This window comes from Pseudonocardia asaccharolytica DSM 44247 = NBRC 16224, assembly GCF_000423625.1.
GTDB classification, from domain to species: Bacteria; Actinomycetota; Actinomycetes; order Mycobacteriales; family Pseudonocardiaceae; genus Pseudonocardia; species Pseudonocardia asaccharolytica.
The window spans coordinates 18,914-42,757 of the sequence record NZ_AUII01000015.1; the positions used below are offsets into that span (position 1 = coordinate 18,914).

Sequence of the window (23,844 nt, forward strand, 5' to 3'; positions counted from 1 at the left end):
CCCGATACGGTTCTCGGCAAGGGAGCGCTACGCGATGAACACCGCTCCGTACAGCGGAATGGCCGGTGGGGCATGGACGCCGCCCGCCCCGCAGCTGCTCAAGGACGTCCTGATGCTCATCGTCGGCTACCGGGCCGACCCCGACGTGCTTGCGCAGCTCCTCCCACCCGGGCTCGAGCCGCATCCGAGCGGCCTGATCCAGATGAACATGTACGAATGTCCCGATCCGGCACAGACGAGCGGCTTCGGTGCCTTCAGCCTCACCTACCTGACGGTGGAGATCGCCGGTCACGACAGCCAGACCGCGGACGGCACCATGTCGATCCCGGGGCGGTACTGGGTGGGCTACTGGAACAGCTCACCGCGGGTGCGGACCTACGCCCGCGAGCAGGCCGGCATCCCAGCGCTTCCCGGCGAATGCACCTGGACGCTCGACGGTGATCGTCTGCTGTCCCGGCTGTCCGTCGACGGCACGCCCGCGATCGAGGTCACGGCGCGGGTCGGCACCGAGGAGATCGGCGTGCTCGGCGGTCACCTGAACTACTACACCCACCGCGAGATCCCGGCCCCGGCGGGCGGGACCAACGCCATCAGCGAGCTGCTCGAGATCCCGATCCCGTTCGTGGCCCACCTGCGCAACGCCGAGGTCGAAGATGTCACGTTCCGGTTCCGGGAGAGCTCGCCGTTCGCCCGCCTCGCACCGAACTCGCCGCTGGAGATCGGCGGAGTCCTGCACGGCAAGGTCACCTTCACTTACTCGATGGCCCGTCGCGTGGTCGACTACCTGGCCTGACGATCTCGAGCGCGGGTGAACGGGGCCGTCAGCACCAGCAGCAGCGCTGCCGCGCCGAATGCCGCCCGGAACCCGAACGGTTCCGCGATCGCCCCGAGGCCGACAGCGCCCGCGGCGGTCCCGGCGTCATAGGCGATGTTCCAGACCGCGCTCGCAGTGCCGTACCGCTGCGGCCCCGCCGCCGCGAACAGCGCGACGAGCGCGTCGTTCTGCACCAGCCCGAAGCCGAGCCCGACGACGAGCGCCCCGGCCGCCAGCCCGGCCCCGCCGGCGGCCCCGGGTACGCCGGCGGTCAGCACCTCCGCCGCCATGCCCAGCGCCGCCACCAACACGCCGGGCCACAGCAGCCGCCCGGCGAGACCGCGGCGGTCGACGAGCTCACCGGCGGCCAGCCGCCCGAGCAGCGCGCCCGCCGCGGTGCCGAACAGCGCGATCGGCGCCACGAGACCGGGATCGGCGGCGGCCAGCGGCAGGAACGTGACGAGTCCGCCCTGGGCCGTCGAGCAGGCGAGCATGGCCAGCGTCGGACCGACCGCACTGCGCCGCAGCCGCTCAACCCGCTCGGCGGGATGCGACGCCGGGCTGGTCACGGGCCGCATCCCGATGAACGGCACCAGCAGCACACCCAGCAGCGGCACCGCGCCGGCGAGGAACACCACCGGGAATCCGAGCTGCCCCACCACCGCGACACCGGCGGGCAGCACAGCGAGCTGCGGCAGCCCGACCGCCAACCCGTAGCGCGCGGTCGCCCGGCCGTGTTCGGACGGCGACACCAGCTCGGCCACCAGCGCGCTACCGGCCACCGTCAGGAAGCCGAAGCCGATCCCGCGTACCGCGGAGACGGCAAGCACCGGGCCGAGCTCGGCCGAGACCATGAGCAGCGGCACCGGTCCCCCGAGCAGCACCAGCCCGGCCCCGAGCACGAGTCGGTGCCCCCAGCGACGCAGCAGCCACGGCACCCCGAGCTGGGTGATCACCGTGGCGAGCAGCAGCACCCCGGTGCTCGATCCGGCCCCGAACGCCCCCGAGCCACCGTGCACCACCCATAGCGGCACCACCGGCAGCAGCAGCGCGTACCCACCGAATCCCAGCGCCGTCGCGCCCAGCATGAGCCGGAACGAGGGGCTGCCCAGCCCCGCCCTCACCTGGCGGGCCGCCGCGGGGACGGCCGCGTGGCGATCACCGTAACGCGGGTGTTTCCGGCCGCGGGCGGGTCGATCACGGGCGCTGGCACGCGAACCAGCCTAGGCCGACGCGTCACGTTCCCGGTGGTGTCTCACTCTGCGACGACGGGGAGGCCCGACCTTCCGCATGGCCGATACTCCTCGTTAGAGTGCACTGAGGCCGGAGTTAGAGGAGACTAATGTCAGAGTTAGAGCAATCTCCCTGCTGCGGGCTGGTCCGGTCCCCGGCCGTCGAGGACGCGCTGCGCACCATCTACGTGCGCACCGGTCGTGGCGAACAGATCGGCACCTCCGCGCTCGCCCAGCACCTGAGCGTCACGCCGCCGTCGGCATCGGCGATGCTCAAGCGGTTGACGGCGCACGGCCTCGTCGAACGCGGACGTGACCACCGGGTCGCGCTGACCGCGCACGGCGCCGAGCACGCCCGCGACGTCGTTCGCCGGCACCGGCTGCTGGAGACCTTCCTCGCCATGGTGCTCGGGCTGACCTGGGACGAGGTCCACGCCGAGGCCGATCTGCTCGAGCATGCGGTCTCCGAGCGGTTGCTCGACCGCATCGACGAGTATCTGAAACACCCTGCGAGAGACCCGCACGGGGACCCGATCCCGCGGCCGGGAACGGAGCACGAGGAAGGCTGGAGCACCCCGCTGGCCAGCGCGCCGGTCGGGAGCCGCTTCCTCGTCGAACGCGTCTTCGACGAGGACGGCGCGGCGCTGCGTTACCTGGCCGGGCTCGGCATCCACCCCGGTGTCACCCTGGAGGTGACCAAACGCCAGCCGTTCGGCGGTCCGCTGTGGGTCCGGCTCGACGCCCACCACTCGCACGCCCTCGGCGACCAGCTGGTCGGCCTGGTGGCCGGGCGGGTGGCCTCGTGAGGCGGCTGCTGGCGGTGCTCGTCGCGCTGGCCGGTGCCCTCACCCTCGCCGGCTGCACCGCCGAGGCGTCCGGCACGGCGCCGATCACCGACGGCCGCCCGCTGCGGATCACCACGACGACGAACTTCATCACCGACACGGTCGGGCGGATCGGTGGCGACCGGCTCGAGGTCACCGGACTGATGGGGCCGGGGGTGGATCCGCATCTGTACCGGGCCAGCGCCGGGGATGTGCAGGCGCTGCGCGAGGCCGACATCATCTTCTACGGGGGCCTCAACCTCGAGGGCAAGATGGGCGACCTACTCGCCGACCTCGGCCGCAGCCGGACCGTCCGGGCGGTGACCGACGGCATTCCGCGCGATCAGCTGCTCAGGGGACCCGGGACGAGCGAGGCCGACCCGCACGTCTGGTTCGACGTCACGCTCTGGCAGCACGCCAGCCGGGCGATCGCCGAGACGCTGGCCGCGGCCGATCCCGGGCACGCCGCCGACTACCGGCGCAACCTCGACGCCTACCTCGCCGAGCTGACCTCCCTGGACGCCGGGATCCGCGAGCGGATGGCCGCGGTGCCGGCGCCGCGGCGGGTCCTGGTCACCTCCCACGACGCGTTCGCCTACTTCGGCCGCCGCTACGCCGTTGAGGTGGCCGCCATCCAGGGCATCTCCACCGCCGCCGAGGCCACCACCGCCGATATCGAACGGGTGGCCGAGCTGATCGCGAGCCGTCAGGTCCCCGCCGTGTTCGTCGAGACCTCGGTGCCCCGCCAGACCATCGACGCGCTGCTCGCCGCGACGGCCCGGCGCGGACACCCCGCGGTCGTCGGCGGGGAGTTGTTCACCGACGCCGCCGGGGCACCCGGAACGCCCGAGGGCAGCTACCTCGGGATGGTGCGGGCCAATGTTGATCGCATCGCGGACGCGCTGGGCGCGCCCGCCGCAGCGGGAGGCTGATCGGATGCTCATGCCCAGCCCGAGTCCGGGCGCAGCCCCACCCACAACGGATACCGCGGCCCGCCCCGCGGTGGAGGTCCAGGGGCTGACCGTCTCCTACCGGGAGGCCCCGGTCCTCTCCGGCATCGACGCGCAGTTCCCGACCGGGACGCTCAGCGCCATCGTGGGGCCGAACGGCGCGGGGAAGTCGACGTTGCTGCGCGCGGCGCTGGGGTTGGTCCCGGCCGAAGCCGGGCAGGTCCGGATCGCCGGCGCGGAGGGCAGGGCGGTGCTCGACCACGTGGCCTATGTCCCGCAACGGGAATCGGTGGACTGGGACTTTCCGATCACCGTCCGCGAGGTCGTCGAGATGGGCCGCTACCGGGCCACCGGCTGGTTCCGCCGGGTCGGCCGGACCGACCGGGCGATCGCCAGGGAGTGTCTCGACCGGGTCGGGATGGCCGCGTTCGCGCGGCGGCAGATCGGCCGGCTCTCGGGTGGCCAGCGGCAGCGGGTGTTCCTCGCCCGCGCCCTCGCCCAGCAGGCCCCCGTCCTGCTGATGGACGAGCCGTTCGCCGGGATCGATGCCCGCACCCAGGCCGACCTGCTCACGCTGCTGGGTGAGCTGTGCCGGGACGGCGGCTCGGTCGTCGTCGTGCACCACGACATCGCGCAGGTCCGAGCCGTGTTCGACTGGACGCTGCTGCTCAACGTGCGGGCGCTGGGCTGCGGGCCGACCGCGGAGGTGCTCACCGACTCCGCCATCCACGAGGCCTACCTCGGGCCCGGCGAGGGGACGGTCGTATGGGCGAGCTGAGCACCCTGCTGCGCCTGCCCTACACCGACACCGTCGTCGTTGTCGGGGCGGTCGTGCTCGGGGTGACCAGCGGTGTGCTGGGCGCATTCACGGTGCTGCGCAGGCGCAGCATGGTCGGCGACGCGGTGGCGCATTCGACCCTGCCCGGGGTCTGCCTGGCGTTCCTGGTCGCCGGGGTGAAGGACGTGCCGTCGCTGCTGGTGGGCGCCGCGGCCGCGGGGCTGGTCGCGGCGCTGCTCATGGTGGGGATCGAACGGGTCGGGCGGATCCGCCCGGACGCCGCGATCGGCGTGGTGCTCTCCGGGTTCTTCTGCCTCGGCGTCGTGCTGCTCACCCACATCGGCAGCAGCGGCAACGCCGACCAGGCCGGCCTGGAGAACTACCTGTTCGGTCAGGCCGCCGGGCTGTTGGAGCGCGACGTCGCGATGATGGGCGCGGTCGGCGGCGCCGGGCTGCTCGTGGTGGTGCTGCTGCGCCGGGCGTTGACCACGACGCTGTTCGACCCGGGTTTCGCGGGCGCGATCGGATTGCCCGTGCGGGCGGTCGAGGCGCTGATGACCGGGCTGCTGGTGGTGGCGGTCGTCGTCGGTGTCCGGGTGGTCGGGGCGATCCTGATGGTGGCGATGCTCGTCATCCCCACCGTCACCGCCCGCCAGCTGGCGGACCGGTTCACCGTGGTGCTTGCACTCGCCGGCCTGGTCGGCGCGGTGGTCGGCGCGACCGGATCGCTCACCGCCACCAAAGCCGAGCTGCCGACCGGGCCGGTGGTGATCCTGGTGGGGTTCGCCGTCGTGGTCGCCGCGCTGACGCTGGCCCCCGGCCGTGGGCTGCTGTGGCGCGCGCTGCGCGACCGGCGCAGGCCCGCGGGGCTCCGCTCATGAACGACGATGCGGTGATCGTCGTCGTGGCCGGGTTGGTCGCGACGGCGTGCGGGCTGCTCGGCCCGTTCCTCGTGTTGCGCCGCATGGCGCTGCTCTCCGATGCCGTCAGCCACGCCGTGCTGCCCGGGATCGTCGCCGTCTGGCTGATCGGGCAGACTCGGGCGCCGCTGCCGGTGATCGCCGGCGCCGTGGTCTTCGCCGTGCTCTGCGTGCTGGCGATCGACGCATTGCGCGCCAGTCGCCTGGTGGCCTCGGACGCGGCCATCGCGCTCACCTTCCCGGCGCTGTTCTCGCTCGGGGTGCTCGGCGTGACCCGGTTCGCCGAGGGCATCCATCTCGACCTCGACTCCACCATCTACGGCGAGATCGCGTTCACCCCGTTCGACACGATCACCCTCGGCGGGCTCCCGTTCGCCAGGGCCGCGGTCGTGCTCGCCGTTGTCACTGCGCTGAACGCGCTGTTCGTCGGGCTGCTGTGGAAGGAGCTGAGGGCGACGACGTTCGATCCCGAGTTCAGCACGGCGATCCGGCTCCGCCCGCGGCTGCTGTCGCGGTTGCTGCTCGGCGCGGTCGCGGTGACGGCGGTCGCCTCGTTCGAGGCGGTCGGCGCGATCCTCGTGGTCACCATGCTCATCGTCCCGGCGGCGACGGCGTATCTGCTCACCGAGCGACTGATCGTGATGGTCGGGCTGACGGTGGCGGTGGGGTGGTTCGGGGCCATCGCCGGGCACCGGGTCGCGCTGATGCTCGACAGCTCGATCGCCGGCGCCGTGGGTCTGGTCTGCGTGGCCTGCTTCGCCCTCGCGCTGCTCGCCAGGCTCGCCTCACGACGCGTCGTGCGATCGTCCTGACGCTGCGCCGTCCGGCCACTCTATGAGCCCGCACCCGGACGGCGCAGCGGCAGCTGGGGAGCAGTGGTGCCCGCCGGGAGCGGGATGCGATAGAGCCGGGCGGCATTGCCGCCCAGGATCGCGTGCCGGGTCACCGCGTCCAGCTCCGCGAACCCCCCGCGCAGCTGGGCCGGGAAGCGGAAGGTCGCGAACTCCTCCACGAGGCGGCCCGGGCGCATCAGCGGATAGCCGCTGCCGAACAGCAGCCGGTCCCCGCCGAACGCCTCGAGCAGGGTGCCCAGGGCGCGGGCGGCCGGAAGCGGGCGGATCCGCAGGCCGGCCAGCAGGTCGGTGAGCAGGACGTGAACGTTGGGCAGCCGGGCCAGCCGGCACAGCCGGGCCGTCGGCAGGCAGGCCGCCCCGAGGACGAACTGGACGCGTGGCAGGGCTCGGGCCAGCTCGCCCAGCTCGGCCGGATCGAAGCGGATGCCGGCCGGTCGACGGGCCGCGCGAGTGCGGACCGGCAACGCCGAGCCTGCCCGCACCGGGTCGGCCCACTGCGGCCACCGCGGCCCGTCGGCGGCCGATCCGGTGGTCGCACGGACCATCCAGTCGGGCTCGTCGGCCCCGGCCGGTGCCGACGGGCCGACGCCGAGGTGTACGACGGCGGCCCCGGACTGCTCACAGCGCGCCAGCACGCGGCGCAGCCAGGGCTCGGCGAGGCCGAGCCGGCCTGTCGGACGGCGGGCGGGGGCCAGGTGCAGGCCGCGCAGGTCGCCGTTACGGACCCGCGCGGCGAGCCCCCTGGCCCCCGCCGAACCCAGGCTCGGGTCGAGCTCACCGGTGAGCACGAACCGTCCGGGCAGCAGCTCGGCGAACTCGGCGTGCCAGGTCGTCGGGCTGAACCCGAGCACGAACAGCTCGTCGAGCGCGACGGGCTGCAGCACCCCGCGGTCGACGTGCCCGCCGAGGACGTCGGCGGTCAGGCCCGCCTCGGTGACCCGGGCGAACTCATCGGCCGTAACCGGCCGGGGCATCCGGTCGAGGAGCCGGTGGCGCCGGTACAGCTCGGCCACGAACTCCTCGCCGGACGGCCCGGCCTGGTTGTGCGGGCTGCCGTCCCAGGCATGCACCTGGGCGTCGACCACGGCGTAGCGCTCGGAGGCGACGTGGTACATCTCGGCCTCCTACCAGCGGTTGGTCGGGCGGTCTCCGGCAGCTCATCGGGCACGGACATCCCGCGACTCGGTCGCGGAAATACCGCGACTCGCGGGTCAGCCGACGGAGGGGCCGAGCCCGAGTGACTGGGGTGTACTCGAATCCGGGGACGGCTGCGGGATACCCTCGTCGAGCGAGCCGAACTCGGTCATCAACGCCTTGTTCCAGGGCGTCTGCTCCTCGGCCACCAGCGAATTGGTGGTGAGCACCAGCCCGGCCACCGACGCGCCGTTCTGCAGCGCCGAGCGTACGACACGCAGCGGGTCGATGATCCCCATCTCGACCATGTTCCCGTAGCGGCCCACCAGTGCGTCGAATCCCTCGTCGATGCCGAGCGCGGTCATCTGCTTGACCACCTCCTGGCCGTCATAGCCCGCGTTGCTCGCGATGAGGTGCGCAGGCTCGGTGAGCGCGCCCCGGACGATCTCGACCCCGATGCGGTAGTCGCCGTCCACGTCCAGGCCGTCCAGGGCGGACTCGGCATGCAGCAGCGCAGCGCCGCCGCCGGCCACGATGCCCTCGGCCATCGCCGCCCTGGTTGCCTGCAGCGCGTCGTCGACCCGGTGCCGGATCTCCTTCAGCTCGGCGTTGGTCGGGGCGCCGACCAGGATGATCGCCGCCTTGCCGGACAGCCGGGCGATGCGCTCGGAGAAGAAGTCCTCGTCCGTGCCGATCGTGGCTCGCTCCAGCTCGGCGTGCAGTTGCCGCAGCCGCAGCTCGACCGCCTCCCGGTCGCCGGCCCCCCCGATGATCGTGGTGTCCTCGCTGGTCACCCGCACCTGCGAGGCGCGGCCGAGGTGCTCGACGGTCATCTGCTCCAGCGAGAACGACGACTCCTTGCTGTGCACCTTGCCGCCGCACAGCGCGGCCATGTCCTCCAGCAGGTGGATGCGCTTCTGGCCGAACCCGGGTGCCTTGATCGCCACGGCCTGGAACGTCTTGTTGACGTGGTTGTGCACCAGCATCTGTAGCGCGGTGCCCTCGACCGTCTCGGCGATCACGACCAGCGGCCTTCGCTCGGCGCGCATGATCTTGTCCAGGATCGGCATCAGGGACTGCACATCCTTGATCTTCTCCGCGGAGAAGAGGATGTACGGGTCCTCGACGACCGCCTCCAGCCGGCCGGGATCGGTGACCATGTACGGGGAGACATAGCCGTTGTCGAACTCGAAGTCCTCGACGAAGGCGACGCCGAGGCCGAGTTGCGGCGAATCCTCCACGGTCACCACGCCGTCGTCGCCGACGGTGTGCAGCGCCCGGGCGACGACCCGGCCGATCGCGTCATCGTCGTTGGCCGAGATCGCGGCGACGCGGGCATAGTCCTGCTCGCTCTCGACGGGGTGGGCCACCCGGGTGAGGCGCTCGACCAGCGCGCCGACCGCAAGGTCGATGCCGCGCTTGACCAGCACCGGGTTCCCGCCGGACTCGATCGCGCGCATGCCCTGGTGCACGATCGCCTGCGCGAGCACGGTGGCGGTGGTCGTGCCGTCCCCGACGATGTCGTTGGTCTTGATCGCCGCTTCCTTGACCAGCTGGGCGCCCATGTTCTCGAACGGGTCGCGCAGGTGGATCTCCCTGGCGATGGTCACCCCGTCGTTGGTGACATCCGGCGTTCCGGTGATCTTCTCCAGAATGACGTTGCGACCCTTGGGGCCGAGCGTGGATTTCACTGCCTCGGCGAGCTGGTCGACGCCGGCCTGCAAGGCGTGGCGGGCGTCGGCCCCGAATCGAAGTTCCTTGGCCATGGGTTCTCCTGGACTTCTCGATCGACGTTGGTCTGCTGCGCGGGTGCGGAACAACGCCGGGCCGCCGCCCTGGTTTCGGGCGGCGGCCCGGGGTCCAGCTAACTGATGGCCTGCAGGTCGAATCCGAGGTACTCGGCGGCGTCCTCCGGGTTCGCGAACATGATCGTGCGGTCGTCCAGGTGGACCATGCGGCCGTAGTGGGTCGACATGTTCTCCTCGAACTCGGCCGAGTTGAACCAGCCCTCCTCCTCGCCGGCCTCCTCGTCGACGTCGGCGTAGACGACGTCGAACCGCCCCTTGCCGTCGACCCGGATCATCGAGGGCAGGTGGGTGACCGTCACGTTGTCCAGCCTCGACATCACGTTGGTGATGATCACCCCTACCTGGTTGTTCATCAGGGTGAACCCGCATCTGTTGGACGCGGTGTTGTCCGACTTGAACGGGCTCTCGGCCGTCTTGAAGGTGGTCACTGGCTGAGCTCCTTCGGGGTCTCGAGGTGAAGATCGCTGAGGATGCCGGCGAACCGGTTCTTGGCGCGGTCGAGGCTGTCCTCGAAACGTGGCGGCTTGGCATCGGGCTGCGACCAGATCGGCTGCAGCGTGCGCGCGGCCTCGATGCACTGCGGGACCCAGTGCGCCAGCCAGCCCTGCATGAGCTGCTTGTTGTGGTCGGCGAACTCGCGGTCCTGGGTGAGCGGCGCGAAGCAGGCGATCGTCCAGCGCAGGTCGCGTTGGGCATAGTCGTACTCGCCGGCGCCCATGACCGTCGGCGTCACGAAATCGCCGTTGCCCGCGGCCGACTGCATCACCAGGTTGCTGCGGAACAGCTCGCCGAGCAGCGGCTCGAACACGACGTTCGCGGCGAAGACCGACTCACCCCAGTCGTCCTGGACCGCCGTGAGTGCCTCGGCGACCTTCCGCACGCCCTGCCACACCGGGTCGTTGTTCCACGCGTCGAGGTGCGCGGTGCCGTCGAAGCCGTCCAGTTCCTCGGTCAGGGTCAGGTTGTACAGCGCCAGGTCCTGGGCGAACCGGATCTTGTGCGCGCTGTTCACCGCCATCGCCGTGTTGTGCATGTTCGTCGGGCCGGACCGGTTGCACGCGGCGAACACGTAGAGCCCGAGGACGTGCTCGACGTGCATCCAGGCGCCGACGTTGCGCTCGACGAACTGGACCCAGTTCCGCGTCCACTGCCCGAAGGCCTTCGCATTCCGGGCATTCTCGATGTTCTGGTTGAGCTGCCGGACAACGTTCGCGTTGTACCGGTAGAGCGTCATCTCCCATTCTTCGTTGGGGTCGCGGAACTCGTGCCAGCCGTGCGCGGGCCAGGTGAAGTCCTTGGGCAGACCGCCGGTTCCGACGCCGCGCACCGGCTCGGGTTTGTCGACGCCCCAGGCCTTGAGCTTCGTCCAGTGCAGCGGGTATCCGGTCTCACCGTTCGCGAAGCCGTAGATCCAGCCCTGGGCGAGGTAGTGCCGCGGATCCGGCTGGACCTCGACGGTGACGTCCTCGTAGTGGCTCTGCTTGCGCTTGGCCGGTGTGAAGTAGTTGAAGCGGCGGGCCTTGGCGTCGGAGTCGGGGAACTCGCGCGCGCCGGCTTCCGCGTCGGTGAACACGGGCTTCGGCACGCTGCGTTCGGGACGTTCGGTTGTGGTCATGGGCCGTCCTCGCCTTCCGGTTCACCTGTGGTGGTGAACTTGTCGTAGAAGATGTTCTGCTCGCGCACTCCCAGCGACGTCAGCATCGGGATCGCCGCATCCACCATCGGCGGCGGTCCGCAGACATAGGCGTCCACCCCTTCCAGCCCGGTTTCGCTGCGCTTCACCACATCGGTGATGAGCCCGACCTCCCCCGCCCAGCCCTCCGCGTCGGAGGGCTCGGACAACGCCGGCACGTACCGGAATCCGGGCCGTTGTCCCTCGAACGCCCGCAGCTCCTTCTCGAAACAGAGGTCACGCAGCCCCCGGGCTCCGTAGTAGAAGGTGGCCTTGCGCTCGACGCCTCGTTCCGCCATCGACCGGAGGAGCCCGAGAATCGGTGCCATTCCGGCCCCGCCGCCGACGAAGATCAGGTCCGAGGTCCGACTCTCGCGCAGTGTGAAGGTGCCGAACGGGCCCTCCACGTCGAGCCGGTCACCGACTTGCACCCGAGTGGCCAGATACTCCGAGAACAGGCCGTCCGGATAAATCTTGATGACGAACTCGAAGTGCTGGTCCCGACTGGGGGTGTTCGCCATCGAGAACGAGCGGCTCTCGTTCGTCCCCGGAACGGTGAAGTCCATGTACTGCCCGGGGAAGAACTTGATCTCGTCCGGTTCGACCAACCGGACGACCAGATGCCGCATGTCGTGCGTCACCGGCTCGTTGGCGACGACCTCGACGGATCCCTTCCGCAGCGGCAGCCCGGACCGGATGATCTCCTCGTCGTAGTTGAGGAGCTCGATCACCAGATCCTCGTAGGCGTGCGCGCGGCAGAGCAGCGTCGAGCCTTCCTCCTTCTCGTAGTCGGGCAGGGCGAAGGTCGAGTACCGGTCGAGCTCGATGTCCTCGCCCTCCAGCACGAACGACTTGCAGGCGGCGCACTGGCCCTCCTTGCAGCCGTGCATCAGCTGCACGCCCTGCTCGGCCGCGGCCCGCAGGATCGTCTGGTCCTCGTCCACCTCGATCTCGATACCGACCGGCTCGAACCGGACTACGTGTTTGTCACCCATCTATGGCAATCCTTCGGCTCATCACCGGTCGGGAAGGGCGCTGGCCTGGCAGGGGGAGGGCCGGCGACCGGCCCTCCCCCCTCGCCTGACCCGCGCTCAGGCGTTCGCGGGTGCCGGGCGACCGGCCGGACCCTGACGGACGTAGTCAGCGGCGAACGCTTCGCGTTCGGCGTCGGTCATCTCGTTCAGGACCACGTTCGGGCTGACGAACGACGGGCAGCGCCGCATGTGATCCAGGGTCCACATCTTCTTGGGATCCAGGTTCAGATGTGGCTGCGCCGTCATGGTGTTGCCGTCGTCGCGGACCATGCCCATGTCCTTGACGACGTCGGCGAAGTTCCAGCCGTGGTAAAGCGTCTCCCACTCCCGCTTACCGACGAGCCGGCCCATGTTCGGGGTCTCCCGGCCCTGATAGGTCGGCCGGAACGCCACGGTGTCGGTCCAGTGGCAGACCTCGTGGCAGTACGTGCGCCACTGGCCGTCGACCTTGTCGGTGACCATGTCCTCGCGCACCAGGCACGGCACCATGCAGGTCCAGCAGCGGTGCGGGTACACGTAGTCGACGTCCTCGAAGATGATCGGGTTGTGCCCGTTCGGGGTCGCCAGCCTGCTGTAGTTCTCCCACCACTTGCCGTACTTGTCGTACCAGCCCGGGTACTTGTACTCGAACCACTCGAAGTCCTCGTCGGTCATGCCGTCGATCCGCCAGTAGTTGGCGAGCCAACCGGTGGCGAAGAACTGCGCGACCTCGTGGACGTAGCCCTTCTCCCAGATCTGCTTCCACGCCTCCTCGATGAGGTCGTGCGGGATCACCAGGCCATACTTCTCCAGCGGCACCAGATAGCTGCGGTAGTAGTCGTCGTAGATCCAGCGACGCCACATCTCCGCGTAGGACTCGCGGTCCTTGCGCCGGTCCTTCGTGCCGTACTCGATGAAGGTGCCGATCGCGGCGTCCACCACGCGGTGGTTGTTCCACCACGCGTAGCGCAGGTCGCGCTCGAGCAGCTGGCGGTTGTCCTCGTCCGACAACGCCATCAGCAGCGTGGCGTAGCCGTTGGAGATATGCCGCGACTCGTCGGACTGCACCGAGTGGAACACCGTCGGCAGCAGGTAGTCGCCGTTGGCCGCCGCCTCGGCCGGCATGGCCACGAACAGCGTGTTGGTGAACGCCGTCTCGGCGACGATCGTCAGGTAGATGCTCGCCGCGGTGATCGCGTCACCGGTGATGAACCCCTCAGCGAACTGACGGCCGATCGTTCCGCAGTAGTCGTTGTGGAAGTTCCGCAGGCTGTTGTTGAAACCCGCCGGGTCGATGTAGTTGTTCATGTACAGGCGCTTGAGGTTCTGCTGGATCGTGCTGTGCCGAACCTCGTCGATCATCTGGATCGCCTGGCCGTTGTGCAGTTCCGGGTTCGGTACCGCGTGGAACAGCATCGGCATCGAGCGGGCCGCTGAGATCTCCGGCAACGGAATGATCGACAGGAAGAGCTTCTGCCATTCCAGCCAGCGCTCCTGCACCTGACGGAACATGTTCCCGCGGATGGCGCCGTCAGAGGCGCCGTACACCCGGTGGTCCTTTTCCTCCTGCATGGGGAAGTAGGACCGCAGGACCTGCTTGAGCGGGTCCTTCTTCTGCGCCTTCCGGAAGGTGTAGTCGGTTCCGTACTTCATGTACGGCTCGTGGTACTGCGGCTCCCAGGCGAGTTCCTGGATCTTCTGGTGAGCCTTCGCCAGACTCTGCCGACTCACGTCGTCTCCTCACGGTGGTGGGTGGTGGAGCCAGCGCCAGGTGCTGACCCCGCTTCCCGCGGCCCCGCGGGCCGCCGGCCTGGTGGTGGGACCGGCGGGGGTCGTGGGCGTTCTCCCGTTGTGCGCCCGCCGCCTCGGGCCGGGGCTGACGCGAGATCCCCGGCGACAGCGGTGGACCGGAGATGAAGCCAGGCCGGGTTGCGCGGGTCCTCGGCGTAGCTCATCTCGTGCTGGGAATCACACATCCGCCACCCGCGGCCTGCGGTCTCAATATGAGACGGTTGGCAGTTGGTCCCCCCTATCGTGGAGCGCGTCCGGGCGGTACCGTCCGGATCGATACCGGCTGCCGCGACGACGCGGACCACAGCTGCTCCGAGGAGGGCGACCGGTTGGGCCATCCGGCAGAACGCTCGACCCCCGAAGAGGCCCGTGAGACGCCCAAGGGCGGCACGCGGGCGGTCCCCGCCGTGTCCGTCCCCCTGGCTCCCGCCGAGCGGATCGCGCACGCGCGCACGGCGTTTCTCGTGAACGACCCGGTCGACCCCGGCATCGTGCGCGCGCCGATCCTGGCGTCCTGGACCCGTTCCCGACACTACGACGTCCCGGCCGACCATCTCGAGCTGCCCTACGAAAGCGACTGCGCGCCCGACTCGCCGCTCGTCCGCGCCGCCACCCCGATCGTCCTCGAGGTCGCCGACCAGCTCTCCGGCGAGCCCGTCAGCGTCATCCTCTGCGACGACGAGGGCGTCGTCCTGCAGCGACGCACCGGTGATTCAGCGCTCAACCAGCATCTCGACCGGGTGTGGCTGGCACCCGGGTTCAGCTACGCCGAGCGCTATATCGGCACCAACGGCATCGGCACCGCGCTGGAGGGCCGCGGACCGGCCCAGGTGTTCGGCCACGAGCACTACATCGAGCAGCTCGAGGACCTGGCCTGTGCCGGCGTCCCGATCCGGCATCCGATCAACGGCAAGCTGCTCGGCGTCATCGATCTCACCTGCTGGCGGCGCGAGGCGAACAAGATGATGGCGACGGCCGTCGCCACGATCGCCCGGCGGATCGAGGAGACGCTGCTCGAACAGTCGGGCCGTCGCGAGCTCACCCTGCTGCACGACTATCTGGCCGCCTGCCAACGCAATCGGGGGGCGGTGCTCGCACTCAGCGACGACCTGCTGATGATGAACGATCGGGCGCGCGAGCTGCTCGATCCCGGCGACCAGATGCCGCTGGTGACCAACGCCGCCGAGGCGCTCAGCTCGGGGCGGCGGCGCCAGCTGCTCATCGACCTGCCCAGCGGGGCAACCGCCAGGGTGCAGTGCCGGCCGAGCTGGGTCGAGGGCGGAAGCAGCGGCGGGGTGCTGCACGTCCAGCTGGTCTCCGCCGACACCGCGGGTTCGCGCGCCCTGAGCCTGCCGCATCCGGCGGCGCTGCCCGCCACCGTCGGCTCGGGGCCGATGTGGGCGAAATGCTGCCAGGCCGTCGACCGGCACTTCCGATCCCGCGAATGGCTCGTGCTGCAGGGTGAGCCCGGCACCGGAAAGCGGACCCTGGCCAGGGCGACCCACCAGCTGCGCAGCCCGGCGGCCCATCTGCGGCTGCTCGACGCCCAGGACTACGGGCCGCGCTGGATCGCCGAGGTCGTCGAGGAGCTGGCAACCGGGGCCGGGACCCTGGTGCTCTGCCATGTCGACCAGCTCTCGGCCGAGGGCGTACAGGCCCTCGGCGATGCCCTCGAACCGCATCGGGAGTCGACCGATCCGGAGCGGCCGTGGGTGGTCGCGACCGTCGATCGCAGCCGGGCGCGGATGAGCCCCGCGCTGACCGAGCTGCTCGCCTCGTTCCCCCGAACCGTCGACGTGCCGCCGCTGCGCCATCACATCGAGGACGTCACCGAACTGGTGCCGCATCTCATCGCCCGGCTCACCCGGGGCGCGGAGCTGACCTGCTCCCCGGACGCCATGCGGGTGCTCATGCGCAACCACTGGCCGGGCAATGTCGAACAGCTCTACCAGGTGCTGCGCAAGATCGTCGCGCGGCGGCGGACCGGCCAGGTCAGCCCGGCCGACCTGCCCGCGGAGTGCCGGGCGACTACCCGTCGCGTCCTCACCCCGCTCGAGGCGATCGAATGCGACGCGATCGTCGAGGCGCTGATCGAGACCGACGGGAACAAGGCCGAGGCGGCACGGCACCTGGGGATGTCCCGGGCGACGATCTACCGCAAGATCCGCGGCTACGGCATCTCCGTGCCGGCCGCGGCGGACACAGGCCGGACGGGCTGACCGATACGCTCGGTTTGTGCTCGAGATCGACGGGATCAGCAAGCGGTTCGGGCCGGTGCAGGCGCTGCAGGACGTCACGTTCGCGGTCCGGCCCGGGGAGATCTTCGGCTTCGTCGGCAGCAACGGCGCCGGCAAGACGACGACGATGCGCATCGTGCTCGGCGTGCTCGAGGCCGACGCGGGTGAGGTGCGCTGGAAGGACGCGCCGATCGACGCCGATATGCGCAGGCGGATCGGGTACATGCCCGAGGAACGCGGGTTGTATCCGAAGATGAAGGTGGGCGACCAGCTCGAGTACCTGGCGCGGCTGCACGGGGTCGAGCCGGCCGAGGCGCGTGCCTCGGTCGAGCGCTGGACCACCCGGCTGGGCGTCGACGCGCGGCGCGGCGACGAGGTGCAGAAGCTCTCGCTGGGCAACCAGCAGCGGGTCCAGCTGTCCGCCGCGCTGGTGCACGATCCCGAGGTGCTCGTGCTCGACGAGCCGTTCTCCGGGCTCGATCCCACCGCGGTCGAGGTGATGAACAGCGTGCTGCGCGACAAGGCCGACAGCGGGGTACCGGTGATCTTCTCCAGCCACCAGCTCGATCTCGTCGAACGGCTCTGCGATCGTGTCGGAATCATCTCCGGCGGCCGGATGGTGGCCGTCGGCACGGTCGCCGAGCTGCGCACGGACAGCACCGAGCGGTTCGACGTCGTCGGGCCACCACCGGCGGCCTGGGCGCACGCGCTGCCCGGCGTCACCGTCGTGTCCGTCGAGGGAACGCGCACCCGCGTCGAGCTCACCGACGGTGCCTCCGACCAGGACGTTCTGCGGGCAGCGCTCGCGGCAGGCCCGGTCCACGAGTTCCGCCGCTACCAGCCACCGCTCACCGACCTCTACCGCGATGTGGTCACCTCGGGGGCCGCAGCGTGAACGCACCACTCCCCCCCGGCCGGGCCGTACTGCTCGTCGCCCGTCGCGAGTTCATCGCCCAGACCCGCTCGCGCAGCTTCGCGGTCGGCCTGCTGATCACGATCGCGATCTTCGGGATCTACATCCTGCTGTTTCAGTTCATCGGCAGCCAGACCTCGAGCAACACACTCGGGGTCACCCCGCAGACGGCTGCGTTGCGCGAGGCGCTGCAGGCGGGCGCCCAGGCCCAGGACCGGACGCTGACCATCACCGAGGTGGGCCACGAGACCGGGGAGCAACAGGTCCGCGACGGCGATCTCGACGCGCTGCTCGTCGGCGTACCGGGCAGTTACAAACTGATCGGGCTGGACACCGTCGACTCGTCGCTGCAGGCCATCGTGTCCGGGGTGATCGGGCAGCGCGCCGTGAACGACGCGCTGATGCAGGCCGGTGTCGATCCGGCGCAGATCGCCGCGCAGGGGCATGTCGCGGTGACGACCCTGGAGCCGGTCGACCCCGAGCGCGGGCAGCGGCTCGTGCTGGCGATCGTCGTCGCGGTGCTGCTGTTCATGTCGCTGGTCGGGTACGGGACCGCGGTCGCCCAGGGCGTCGTCGAGGAGAAGACCAGCCGGGTGGTGGAGCTGTTGCTCTCCACTATCAAGCCGGTGCATCTGCTGGCGGGCAAGATCCTCGGGCTGGGTGCCGTCGGGCTGCTGCAGCTGCTGGTCCTCAGCGCCATCGGGCTCGCGGGATCACTCGCGTTCGGGCTGCTCACGATCCCGACGGCGGCCGCATCGGCCCTGGTCTCGGCCGTGATCTGGTATCTGCTCGGGTTCTTCCTCTACGCCGCGATCTATGCGGCCGCCGGGTCGACGGTGTCGCGGCAGGAGGAGCTGCAGACGATCGTCGCGCCGATCATGTTCCCGCTGCTGATCCCGTTCATCTTCGCGGTGAGCGTCCTGCCCAATGACCCCCGCAACACGCTGGGCACGGTGCTGTCGTTCATCCCGTTGTTCTCCCCCACCCTGATGCCGGCCCGCGCGGCGATGGGGGTGGCGCCGCTGTGGCAGGTCGGCCTCGCGGTCGCGCTGACCCTCGCGTCGATCGTCGGGGTGGTGCTGCTGGCCGCGCGGATCTACCGCAACTCGGTGCTGCGCACCGGCGCCCGGGTGAGCCTGAAGGAGGCGCTCAGCCCGCGCCGGGGGTAGTGCCCGGGCGGTCCTTCAGTGCTTCACCCGGAACGACCGGCACGAGGCTTGCGCTTCCACTCGGTGAACCCGGCGCGCCGGGCATCCTCGGCGGTGCGGAACCATGCCTCGGCCTTGGTGCGGGCGAAGTACGGGCTCGACGGGGTGTGAAACAGCTTCGACGCCCCGCTGCCCTTGATCGTGTAGTCCGGCCCCGGCGCGGATCCGTCGGGCAGCGGACGGGCCGACCCCGGGCCGTATGGGGCGTCCGGATCCTCGGCCGGAACCGGTTCGGCGGCAGCCGGTGCGGGTTCGGTAGGTGATGGTTGGGCCGACGGGGTCGGCGGCACCGTACCGACCGGCTCCGCCGGCGGCGCGGCGCGGCCATCGGCCACGGCCGGAGGCGTCCGTGGGGGTGGCGCCGTGGCAGCGTTCCGCTCCTCGTCGGATCGGTCCGCGATCCGGCGGTAGGTGATCCAGCCCACGAGGCCGAGGAGCACGGCGAGCACGATCCATTGGCTGCGGTGCACGGGCGTCGACTCGTCAGACATGCGTCTGCCTCCCCCTTTCGGTGTGGGCAGAGACTAGGCGGTTGCCCGTGTCGACGTCGCGATGCCCGGCCGCGCTTGAGCGGCTCATGCGCCACTGGGTGATGCTTGCGCCGCTCAAGCAGCGGTCACGTCGCGGCTTGCACCGTTGGGAGCGCCCGGTGGGGTGGGCTCCGGCTCAGCGCTGGGCGATGGGCACGTAGTCGCGCTTCGCGGGCCCGATGTAGACCTGCCGCGGGCGACCGATCTTGTTGTGCGGGTCGTTCATCATCTCCCGCCAGTGCGCGATCCAGCCCGGGAGCCTGCCCAGCGCGAACAGCACCGTGAACATCCTCGTCGGGAATCCCATGGCCCGATAGATCACGCCGGTGTAGAAATCGACGTTCGGGTAGAGCCTGCGCTCGACGAAGTACGAGTCGGCGAGCGCCTTCTCCTCGAGCGCCTTGGCGATATCGAGCAGCGGGTCGGAGACGCCGAGCTTGATGAGCACCTCGTCGGCGATCTGCTTGACGATCCGCGCCCGCGGGTCGTAGTTCTTGTAGACCCGATGGCCGAAGCCCATCAGACGGGCGCCCTGCTCCCGTCCCTTCACCCGCTCGACGAACGCCTCGACGTTGCCGTTCTCGGCGGTGCGGATGTGCTCCAGCATCTCCAGCACCGCCTGGTTGGCGCCGCCGTGCAGCGGGCCGAACAGTGCGTTTATTCCGGCCGAGATGCTCGCGAACAGGTTCGCCTGCGACGACCCGACAAGCCGGACCGTCGACGTCGAACAGTTCTGCTCGTGGTCGGCGTGCAGGATCAGCAGGATGTCGAGGGCGCGGGCGAACGCCGGGTCGACATCGTAGGGCTCGGCCGGCAGCCCGAAGGTCATCCGCAGGAAGTTCTCCACGAGACCCTGCGAGTTGTCCGGGTAGAGGAACGGCTGGCCGACCGACTTCTTGTAGGCGTAGGCGGCGATGGTGAAAACCTTGGCCATCAGCCGGACCGTGGAGAGCTCGACCGCGTCCTCGTCGAACGGGTCGAGACTGTCCTGGTAGAAGGTCGACAGCGCGCTGACCGCCGACGACAGCACCGGCATCGGGTGCGCGTCGCGCGGGAAGCCGTCGAAGAACCTCTTGAGGTCCTCGTGCAGCAGCGTGTGCCGGCTGATCTTGGTGGTGAACGCGTCGAACTCCGCACGCGTGGGCAGCTTGCCGTAGATGAGCAGGTAGCTGACCTCGAGGAAGGTCGACTTCTCGGCGAGCTGATCGATCGGGATGCCCCGGTACTCCAGGATTCCGGCGTCACCATCGATGTAGGTGATCTTCGACATGCACGAGGCGGTGCTGTTGAAACCGGGGTCGTAGGTGACCAGTCCGGTTTTCGCCAGCAGCTTGCTGACGTCGACGGCCGAAGCTCCCTCGGTCGCGGAACTGATCGGCATCTCGTGCTCGCCGCCGGGGTAACGAAGGACGGCGATGTCGGAGGCGGCGGACTGGTCGGCCATGTGGAGGTTCCCTCTCACACTCGAATGTTGCCTGTTTGTGGCCACGCTAGTGCGCTCGGACTGGTCTGCGCCGCTTGACGAATCGGACGTACGTCACGTTTGGTGCCGCCCCGCGTTATCGGCCGGTCAGGAGGCTTCGACCGGGCCGCGGTAGCGCCAGAACGCCGGGAACCGGGCGACGACGGCGATCGCCGCGACGACCACCGCCGCGCCGCCGACAGTCGCCGCCGCCCCGGGCCCGAAGCCCGCAGCGGCCGGGCCGTGCCACATGTCGGCGATCCGCGGCCCGCCCGCGACGACAACGACGAACACCCCCTGCATCCGGCCGCGCATCTCGTCGGTCGCCACCCTCTGCAGCATCGACGACCGATAGACCGAGCTGACCATGTCACCCGCCCCGCCGATCGCGAGGAAGAGCACGGCCAGCCACAGCGAGCCCGTCAGCCCGAACATCGCGACCCCCGCGCCCCACAGGCAGATCGCCAACGTCACGGCGACACCCTGCCGGTGCACCCGCTGCAGCCAGCCGGAGAACAACCCGGCCACGACCATGCCGAGCGGGATCGCAGCGAACAGGGCGCCGAGCGCGATACCCCCGCCCGGCGGGTCGCCGAACACCTTCTCCGACATCTCGGGGAAGACCACGCGCGGCATGCCGAAGCCCATCGCCACCACGTCGATGAGGAAGGAGACCAGCAGCACCTTGTGCATGCCGACGTAGCGGAACCCGTCCAGCACCCCGCGGAAACCGACGTGTCGCTGCGCGGTGACGCCGGTTCGCTGGGGCGGCACCGGAGGCAGCCGCCACGTCGCCCACAACGTCGCGAGCAGGGCGATCGCGTCGAGCAGGTAGAGCGTGGGCAGTCCGACGACGGGGATCAGCACACCCGCCAGCAGCGGGCCGACGATCGCGCCGGTCTGGAACACCGTCATGTTCAGCGCGTTGGCTGCGGGCAGCTGCTCGGCCGGGATGAGCCGCGGGATGACGGCATTGCGGGTCGGCTGGTTCATCGCGAGCATCGCCGACTGCACGGAGAACAGCGTGAGGATGATCCAGATGTTGCCGACCCCGCCGGCCGCGACCACCCACAGCGCGAGCGAGGTCATGGCGATGCCCGAGCCGGTGAGCAGCAGCAGGACCCGCCGGTCCATGACGTCGGCGATCGCGCCGCCCCACAGGCCGAAGACGATCAGCGGGACCAGGCCGAACAGCCCGGTGAGACCGACGTAGGCCGACGAACCGGTGAGCTCGTAGATCTGTGTCGGGACCGCGACGACCGACAGCTGCGCCCCGATCACCGTGACGATTCCGGCGAGCCACAGTCTGCGGTAGGCGGGGACGCGCAGCGGGCGGGTGTCGGCGAACGCGCCACGGATCACGGCGGAGAGCTTGCGGGTCCGGGCCTCGGGCCCGGTCCCGAGCTCGCGCGTGGGGGCCTCGGGCCCGGTCCCCAGCTCGCGGGTGGGCCCCTCGGAACCGGGGACAGTCACCCGTTCAGGAGTACCATGTTGCGGCGACGGTCGTGGCATCCGCACGGCGCCGCCCCGTCACGGTGCCAGCCGGCGCACCTGCCACGTCCGGTCGATCCCGTTGATCTCGAAACGCAGCCGATCGTGCAATCGGTTCGCCCGGCCCTGCCAGAACTCCACCTGGTTCGGGACGATGCGCCAGCCGCCCCAGTGCGGGGGCCGCGGCACTCGTTCGAGTTCGGCGAAGCGCCGGGTCATGTGGCCGAGCGCGTCGTCGAGGACCCGGCGGTCGGTGACCACGGTCGACTGCGCCGACGCCCACGCGCCCAGCTGCGCCCCGCGCGGTCGCGTCGCCCAGTAGGTGTCGGCTTCGGCGTCGCTCACCCGTTCGGCGGTGCCGCGCACGTGGACCTGCCGATGCATCGCGAACCAGGGGAACGTCGCGGACGCGGCCCGGCCGATCCGGAGGTCGCGGCTCTTCGCCGAGGTAAAGTTGGTGAAGAACAGGACGCCGCGGGGGTCGAGCCCCTTGCACAGGACGGCCCGCGACGAGGGTTGTCCGCGCTCGTCGGCGGTCGCCAGGATCATGGCGTTCGCCTCGGGGATTCCGGACGTGGTCGCCTCGGCCAGCCAGCGGGCCAGCTGCTCGTGCCAGGTCGGGGCGAGATCAGGGAGGTCGAGGCCATCGGTGTCGTATTCGATCCGCATACCTGCCACTGTCGCGCCGGGCGCCGCGTACGCCATCGCACCTCCTCCGCTCCGGACCCCTGACCGTAAGTCGCGAGCAGCCGATTTGGCGGTGCCGGTGACCGATGCCACCCGGACTCACCGTTGCCTCCGCTGCTCGCCGGGGGCAGGGTGGCGCCAGCCCACGGTAACCGTCCACAGCGGTCGTGGGCCGCTCGCAATCCGGGCAAAGGGCCCGCCGCACGAGCGGGCATCGATCGACGCTGTCCGGTGTCGGGCCGATGCGAGTGTCGGGGACCAAGATCAAGGAGGACGGGTGTCCACTGCACCGACTGCGCCCGCCACGCCGAACACGCGGGGTGCCGCAGGCCAGACGGACGGATCGGCGGTACCCCCGCCTCCGCCCGGGTTCAAGTCCGGTCTGGAGGGCCACGTCGCCTTCCGCACCGAGATCGCCGAGCCGGACAAGGACGGTGGCGCCCTGCGCTACCGCGGCGTCGATATCGAGGACCTGGTCGGGAAGGTCACATTCGGCAACGTCTGGGCCCTGCTCGTCGACGGCCGGTTCGGGCCGGGGCTGCCACCCGCCGAGCCCTTCCCGATCCCGGTGCGCACCGGTGATGTGCGCGTCGACGTGCAGGCCGCGCTGGCTATGCTCGCGCCCTACTGGGGCTACCGCCCATTGCTCGACATCACCGACGATGAGGCCCGCCAGCAGCTGGCGCGGGCCTCGGTGATGGCGCTGTCCTACGTCGCGCAGTCCGCGAGGGGTATCGGCATCCCGGCCGTCCCCGAGTCGCGGATCGACGAATGCACGACGATCACCCAGCGGTTCATGGTCCGCTGGCGCGGCGAGCCCGATCCGGCCCACGTCAAGGCCGTCGACGCCTACTGGGTCTCGGCCGCCGAGCACGGCATGAACGCCTCCACCTTCACCGCCAGAGTGATCGCCTCCACGGGAGCCGATGTCGCGGCATCGTTGTCCGGTGCGATCGGGGCGATGTCCGGTCCGCTGCACGGCGGCGCGCCGGCCCGGGTCCTGCCGATGATTGCCGAGGTCGAGCGGACGGGCGATGCCGAGGCGCTGGTCAAGGGCATCCTGGACCGCAAGGAGCGGCTCATGGGCTTCGGGCACCGGGTCTACCGGGCCGAGGACCCGCGGGCCCGGGTGCTGCGTCGCACCTGTCGGGAGCTGGGCGCGCCGCGCTACGAGGTGGCGGCCGAGCTGGAGCGGGCCGCGCTGAGCGTCCTGCGTGAGCGCAGGCCGGACCACCCGATCGAGACGAACGTCGAGTTCTGGGCGGCGGTGATCCTCGATTTCGCCGAGGTACCGCCGCATATGATGCCCGCGATGTTCACCAGTGCCCGGACCGCCGGCTGGTCGGCGCACATCATGGAGCAGAAACGCGAGAACAAGCTGGTCCGGCCGTCGGCCCAGTACGTCGGCCCGGGGCCGCGCAAGCCCGAGGACGTCGAGGGCTGGCCGAAGATCTAACCCCTGGGAGTGCGTAACAGTGTTCGAACACTGTTACGCACTCCCAGGGGGTTGAGCTGCGATGTCCGAC

The 23,844-nt window shown here is 70.3% G+C and carries 21 protein-coding genes; 10 read left to right on the forward strand and 11 right to left on the reverse strand.

The window, feature by feature from the left end; genetic code table 11:
- The first annotated feature begins 34 nt into the window (after positions 1 to 34).
- Positions 35 to 793, forward strand: coding sequence for an acetoacetate decarboxylase family protein (locus G567_RS0116385; RefSeq protein ID WP_037057496.1), 759 nt, complete (start codon positions 35 to 37; stop codon positions 791 to 793).
- Here the strand turns inward: G567_RS0116385 and G567_RS0116390 are convergent.
- Positions 781 to 1,938, reverse strand: coding sequence for an MFS transporter (locus G567_RS0116390; RefSeq protein WP_028930830.1), 1,158 nt, complete (start codon positions 1,936 to 1,938; stop codon positions 781 to 783). The genes G567_RS0116385 and G567_RS0116390 overlap by 13 nt on opposite strands.
- A gap of 218 nt (positions 1,939 to 2,156) precedes the next feature.
- On the opposite strand from G567_RS0116390, the gene G567_RS0116395 reads away from it, so the two are divergent.
- The 5 genes from G567_RS0116395 to G567_RS0116415 are packed head-to-tail and all read left to right on the forward strand — an operon-like array spanning position 2,157 to position 6,330.
- A complete protein-coding gene (locus G567_RS0116395) occupies positions 2,157 to 2,852 on the forward strand; it encodes a metal-dependent transcriptional regulator (RefSeq protein ID WP_051233195.1) in 696 nt (231 codons plus the stop codon).
- On the forward strand, positions 2,849 to 3,802 hold the full coding sequence (locus G567_RS0116400; RefSeq protein ID WP_037057498.1) for a metal ABC transporter solute-binding protein, Zn/Mn family: 954 nt from the start codon (positions 2,849 to 2,851) through the stop codon (positions 3,800 to 3,802). Before G567_RS0116395 ends, G567_RS0116400 begins: the two co-directional genes overlap by 4 nt.
- A gap of 10 nt (positions 3,803 to 3,812) precedes the next feature.
- Positions 3,813 to 4,598, forward strand: coding sequence for a metal ABC transporter ATP-binding protein (locus G567_RS29380; protein ID WP_051233206.1), 786 nt, complete (start codon positions 3,813 to 3,815; stop codon positions 4,596 to 4,598).
- Entirely contained in the window at positions 4,586 to 5,479 is an 894-nt protein-coding gene (locus G567_RS0116410) for a metal ABC transporter permease (protein WP_028930833.1), read from the forward strand. The genes G567_RS29380 and G567_RS0116410 overlap by 13 nt, the downstream gene beginning before the upstream one ends.
- A complete protein-coding gene (locus G567_RS0116415) occupies positions 5,476 to 6,330 on the forward strand; it encodes a metal ABC transporter permease (RefSeq protein ID WP_028930834.1) in 855 nt (284 codons plus the stop codon). Before G567_RS0116410 ends, G567_RS0116415 begins: the two co-directional genes overlap by 4 nt.
- 20 nt (positions 6,331 to 6,350) lie before the next feature.
- Here G567_RS0116415 and G567_RS0116420 read toward each other — a convergent pair whose 3' ends face one another.
- From G567_RS0116420 to G567_RS0116445, 6 genes are all read right to left on the reverse strand, one after another.
- Positions 6,351 to 7,487 (reverse strand): amidohydrolase family protein, encoded by a 1,137-nt coding sequence (locus G567_RS0116420; RefSeq protein ID WP_028930835.1) that lies wholly within the window; start codon positions 7,485 to 7,487, stop codon positions 6,351 to 6,353.
- Positions 7,488 to 7,583: 96 nt separating this feature from the next.
- Positions 7,584 to 9,272, reverse strand: coding sequence for a chaperonin GroEL (gene groL / locus G567_RS0116425; RefSeq protein ID WP_028930836.1), 1,689 nt, complete (start codon positions 9,270 to 9,272; stop codon positions 7,584 to 7,586).
- Between the two features lie 98 nt (positions 9,273 to 9,370).
- A complete protein-coding gene (gene mimD, locus G567_RS0116430; protein ID WP_028930837.1) occupies positions 9,371 to 9,742 on the reverse strand; it encodes a propane 2-monooxygenase effector subunit MimD in 372 nt (123 codons plus the stop codon).
- Positions 9,739 to 10,929, reverse strand: coding sequence for an aromatic/alkene monooxygenase hydroxylase subunit beta (locus tag G567_RS0116435; RefSeq protein ID WP_028930838.1), 1,191 nt, complete (start codon positions 10,927 to 10,929; stop codon positions 9,739 to 9,741). The genes mimD and G567_RS0116435 overlap by 4 nt, the downstream gene beginning before the upstream one ends.
- Positions 10,926 to 11,981 carry an FAD-binding oxidoreductase gene (locus G567_RS0116440; RefSeq protein ID WP_028930839.1) on the reverse strand — a complete coding sequence of 352 codons (1,056 nt, stop codon included), beginning with the start codon at positions 11,979 to 11,981 and terminating at the stop codon, positions 10,926 to 10,928. The genes G567_RS0116435 and G567_RS0116440 overlap by 4 nt, the downstream gene beginning before the upstream one ends.
- A gap of 96 nt (positions 11,982 to 12,077) precedes the next feature.
- The gene (locus G567_RS0116445) at positions 12,078 to 13,715 is read right to left on the reverse strand and encodes a ferritin family protein (protein WP_028930840.1); all 1,638 of its coding nucleotides are present in this window, start codon (positions 13,713 to 13,715) and stop codon (positions 12,078 to 12,080) included.
- Between the two features lie 482 nt (positions 13,716 to 14,197).
- Between G567_RS0116445 and G567_RS0116450 the strand changes: the two genes are divergently transcribed.
- Genes G567_RS0116450 through G567_RS0116460 form a run of 3 tightly spaced genes read left to right on the forward strand, consistent with a single transcriptional unit; the run spans position 14,198 to position 18,109 of the window.
- Complete coding sequence (locus G567_RS0116450) at positions 14,198 to 16,009, forward strand: sigma-54-dependent Fis family transcriptional regulator (protein ID WP_028930841.1); 1,812 nt, start codon at positions 14,198 to 14,200, stop codon at positions 16,007 to 16,009.
- Positions 16,010 to 16,025: 16 nt separating this feature from the next.
- Positions 16,026 to 16,922 (forward strand): ABC transporter ATP-binding protein, encoded by an 897-nt coding sequence (locus G567_RS0116455; RefSeq protein WP_028930842.1) that lies wholly within the window; start codon positions 16,026 to 16,028, stop codon positions 16,920 to 16,922.
- The gene (locus G567_RS0116460; RefSeq protein WP_028930843.1) at positions 16,919 to 18,109 is read left to right on the forward strand and encodes an ABC transporter permease; all 1,191 of its coding nucleotides are present in this window, start codon (positions 16,919 to 16,921) and stop codon (positions 18,107 to 18,109) included. Before G567_RS0116455 ends, G567_RS0116460 begins: the two co-directional genes overlap by 4 nt.
- Before the next feature lie 23 nt (positions 18,110 to 18,132).
- Here G567_RS0116460 and G567_RS32250 read toward each other — a convergent pair whose 3' ends face one another.
- The 4 genes from G567_RS32250 to pdxH form a co-directional block, all read right to left on the reverse strand.
- Complete coding sequence (locus G567_RS32250; RefSeq protein WP_147201035.1) at positions 18,133 to 18,639, reverse strand: sunset domain-containing protein; 507 nt, start codon at positions 18,637 to 18,639, stop codon at positions 18,133 to 18,135.
- A 175-nt stretch (positions 18,640 to 18,814) separates the two neighbouring features.
- On the reverse strand, positions 18,815 to 20,122 hold the full coding sequence (locus tag G567_RS0116470) for a citrate synthase (RefSeq protein ID WP_028930844.1): 1,308 nt from the start codon (positions 20,120 to 20,122) through the stop codon (positions 18,815 to 18,817).
- Between the two features lie 126 nt (positions 20,123 to 20,248).
- Entirely contained in the window at positions 20,249 to 21,613 is a 1,365-nt protein-coding gene (locus G567_RS0116475; protein ID WP_425414261.1) for an MFS transporter, read from the reverse strand.
- A gap of 57 nt (positions 21,614 to 21,670) precedes the next feature.
- A complete protein-coding gene (gene pdxH / locus G567_RS0116480; protein WP_028930846.1) occupies positions 21,671 to 22,336 on the reverse strand; it encodes a pyridoxamine 5'-phosphate oxidase in 666 nt (221 codons plus the stop codon).
- Between the two features lie 364 nt (positions 22,337 to 22,700).
- On the opposite strand from pdxH, the gene G567_RS29390 reads away from it, so the two are divergent.
- Positions 22,701 to 23,774, forward strand: a complete 1,074-nt coding sequence (locus G567_RS29390) for a citrate synthase 2 (RefSeq protein WP_245585675.1) — start codon at positions 22,701 to 22,703, stop codon at positions 23,772 to 23,774.
- Positions 23,775 to 23,844: the final 70 nt, after the last annotated feature.